This window comes from Mycobacterium sp. (genome assembly GCF_019247635.1).
Classification (GTDB): Bacteria; Actinomycetota; Actinomycetes; order Mycobacteriales; family Mycobacteriaceae; genus Mycobacterium.
The window spans coordinates 1-2,911 of sequence record NZ_JAFBAR010000122.1 but is presented as its reverse complement, the minus strand read 5'-3'; the positions used below and the strand labels follow the sequence as shown (position 1 = coordinate 2,911).

3 protein-coding genes are annotated in these 2,911 nt (G+C 66.3%); all 3 read right to left on the bottom strand.

Features of this window, described 5'->3' with window-relative positions; all coding sequences use genetic code 11:
• Nucleotides 1-166 precede the first annotated feature (166 nt).
• Complete coding sequence (locus JO236_RS20430; RefSeq protein WP_293334773.1) at nt 167-1,501, bottom strand: hypothetical protein; 1,335 nt, start codon at nt 1,499-1,501, stop codon at nt 167-169.
• A 41-nt stretch (nt 1,502-1,542) separates the two neighbouring features.
• Nucleotides 1,543-2,148 carry a serine/threonine-protein kinase gene (locus tag JO236_RS20425; RefSeq protein WP_293334770.1) on the bottom strand — a complete coding sequence of 202 codons (606 nt, stop codon included), beginning with the start codon at nt 2,146-2,148 and terminating at the stop codon, nt 1,543-1,545.
• Between the two features lie 74 nt (nt 2,149-2,222).
• Nucleotides 2,223-2,807: a hypothetical protein gene (locus JO236_RS20420; protein WP_293334767.1), complete on the bottom strand. Its 585-nt coding sequence runs from the start codon at nt 2,805-2,807 to the stop codon at nt 2,223-2,225.
• Between the last annotated feature and the right edge of the window lie 104 nt (nt 2,808-2,911).

Sequence of the window (2,911 nt, the reverse complement as noted above, 5' to 3'; positions counted from 1 at the left end):
TTGGCACGACTGTCACATGTGTCTCTGCACCGGCCGACACCCGATGTGCCCGGCTTTGAGCGACAATCTTTGGTGGCGCCGCGCCGCGAATCATGTTGTCGCGCAAAGGCGGGCACATCGGCCGTGTCGACTCTGACGCAGGCCGGTGTTGTGGATGTGGACTTTGTCAGTGCTTACCCAGTGGCAGTTTCAGCACCCTGTTGTTGTCGGAATCGGCGACGTATACGTTGCCGGCGTTGTCCACTGCCACACCCTGGGGGTTTTTAAGGCCTGTGAACGGCAACGTGGTCTGAGAGTTCGAACCGGCCGGCAGTTCTACCACGCTGTTGTCGCCGGAGTCGCAGACATAGATGTTGCCGGCCGCGTCCACCGCCACGCCGCTGGGGTAGCTAATAGCGGCCGTCACATTAGTCGGCGCGCCGGCCCCCGCCGCTAGTTTCAGATCGACGCCGCCACCGGAGAACATGTAGACGTCGCCCGCGCTGTTCGCGGTCATGATGAGCGGGTCCCTGAGGTTCGTGAACGGCAGCGCGACCTGCGCGGTGGCTCCCGGCGCCAGCTTCAGCACGCGATCGTTGCCCTCGTCGGAGACATAAAGGTTGCCGGCGGCGTCCACCGCCAGGCTGCCCGGAGCGCGGAGGCCGGCGAATGGCAGCACGGTGGGATCCGGCTGCCCCGCCGCCAGCTTGCGTACGTTGTCGTTGACCATTGCGCTGTCCGAAACGTAGACGGCGCCAGCGGCGTCCACCGCGACATCCGCGGGGTAAATGACGCCGCTGAATGGCAGCACCGCCTGGACGGTCGAGCCCGCCGGCAGCTGGAGCACCCGTTTGTTGCCGGTGTCGACGACGTACACGTTGCCCGCGGTGTCCACCGCTACGCCCCTCGGGTTGTTGAGGCCGACAAACGGCAGCACAACCTGGGCGGGCGGCGGCGGAGCGGGCGAGCTGGACGGGGGCCCAGCCCCATTCGTCGGCGATCGTGTGGGGAGGACCGCGACGAGTCCGATCGTGACGACGGCAATGAGTGTGATCCCGCCGGCGATCAGCGCAACTTTGGTGTTCCGGCTGCGCCGCCGACGCGGCGCCTGTTCGGCTGCTGGTGCGCCGACATCGACCGAGGGCGCATGTGCGCTGCCGTAGCCCTCGGCGGAAACCGGCGCCTGCTGCGTTGGCGGCTGTTGGGAGACGAACCGTGCGGGCTGCTCGACGTCGTCCAGTCGCGTCGGCTCGCTGCGGCCGACGGGCACCATAGGCCCGGGCACGGGTGCCTGCGTGGTCACCTCCGAGAGGGTGGCGGGCATGGTGTGCGGTTCCGCTGGCGCCGGAGTATCGGTCTCGGTCAGCGCTTGACGCGCGGCGGTCGCCAGCTCCCGCGCGGTTTGGTAGCGGTGGTCGGGGTCTTTGGCCATACCGCGGGCGATGACCGCGTCGAAAGCGGCTGGTATGCCGGATCTTTCGGCACTGGGCCGGGGCGGATCCTGGTAGAGGTGCGCGTGCATCTGCTGGGGAAGGCTTTCGGTGGGAAAGGGCAGGCTTGCCGTCAGGCATTCGTTGAGGACGCAGGCCAACGCGTAGATATCGGCACGGGCGTCGGCCTTTCCGGGGAAAAGCGCTCCGGCGCCATGTAGGCCCAGGTGCCCAGGGTGGTTCCGGTACTGGTTAACTTCGTCGCCCCAGCGTCGTGCGCGATACCGAAGTCGATCAGGTACACGAAGTCGTCCTCGGCCAATAGCACGTTGGACGGTTTGACGTCGCGGTGGACCAGGCCGCGGGCATGGGCAGCATCGAGAGCTCCGGCAAGCTGCTCAATCAAGCCGACCGCGCGATCGGGACGCATCGGCCCTTCTCGTTCCAACAACGTGCCCAAATCGACGCCATCGATGATCGGCATGACCAGATACAGGTGACCCGCTGCCTCGCCGGAATCATGGATCGGGATGACGTGTGGTTGAGTCAGCCGCGCGGCAGTGCGCGCCTCCCGGCGAAACCGCTCACGAAACCCCGGTGCGTCGGCGCGGTCCGCCGCCAACACCTTGAGCGCCACCTCGCGCTCCAGCTCCGGGTCGTAGGCACGGAACACCTTGCCCATGCCGCCTTCACCGATCAGCCCGAGCAGCTGATAGCGCCCAAACGCCACTTCCTCCACCGGCTTGCTCCCAATTCAGAGATGCGGCGATGCTATCAACACGGTCGAGTGGTCTGTGTCCGCGTTGGGCGGCGTCACAGCAATGAATCGATCATCGTCTGGCCCTCGTTGTCAGCGCGGGTGGGCGCGTCGCCGTTCTGCGCGAAGACGACGAAAGCCGACTGATGCGTCGAGGTGTTCAGCAACTCGATAAACGAGCCGATGACGGGGATAAGTCCCATCCGCGACGTACCGTCAGCGGTGTAGTCGATACCGGATTCCTGCTGAAAGTTTGCACTCTGCACCGGCTTTGAGGTGGGCGCGGACAGGTCTCTGACGTTGGTCAGGCCCGTCGTGGACAGGCTGCTCAACTGATTGATGTCGGACTGCAGCACGGCGACCGGATCGGTCCCACGGGCAGGTTTGATCTTGACTTCCAATTCCGCGGTGGAGAAGGCGTTGTGCAGGATGACCCACCCGGAACCCTGGTCTTCGACCGTCCAGCCCGGAGCCGGGGTGACCGAGATGCCGGGCGCGAGGTCAAGCCCGTCGCCAGCGGTCAGCGTCACCATCGGACGATCGACGGTGCCCGCCAGGCCGATTGCCGCCGCCACGGCGCCCGCGATGGCGAGCGCTCGCGTTCCGTGCCCCACCCATCGCCACGGGCGGGGGTGGGGCATCGATTGCGGAGTGCGACTCGGCGGCGGTGTTGACGTGGCTCTGGGTGTCGACATGGCGTGCATGGACTGACTCCTCTAGTGGATAGGCGGTGGGGGATTCGCCG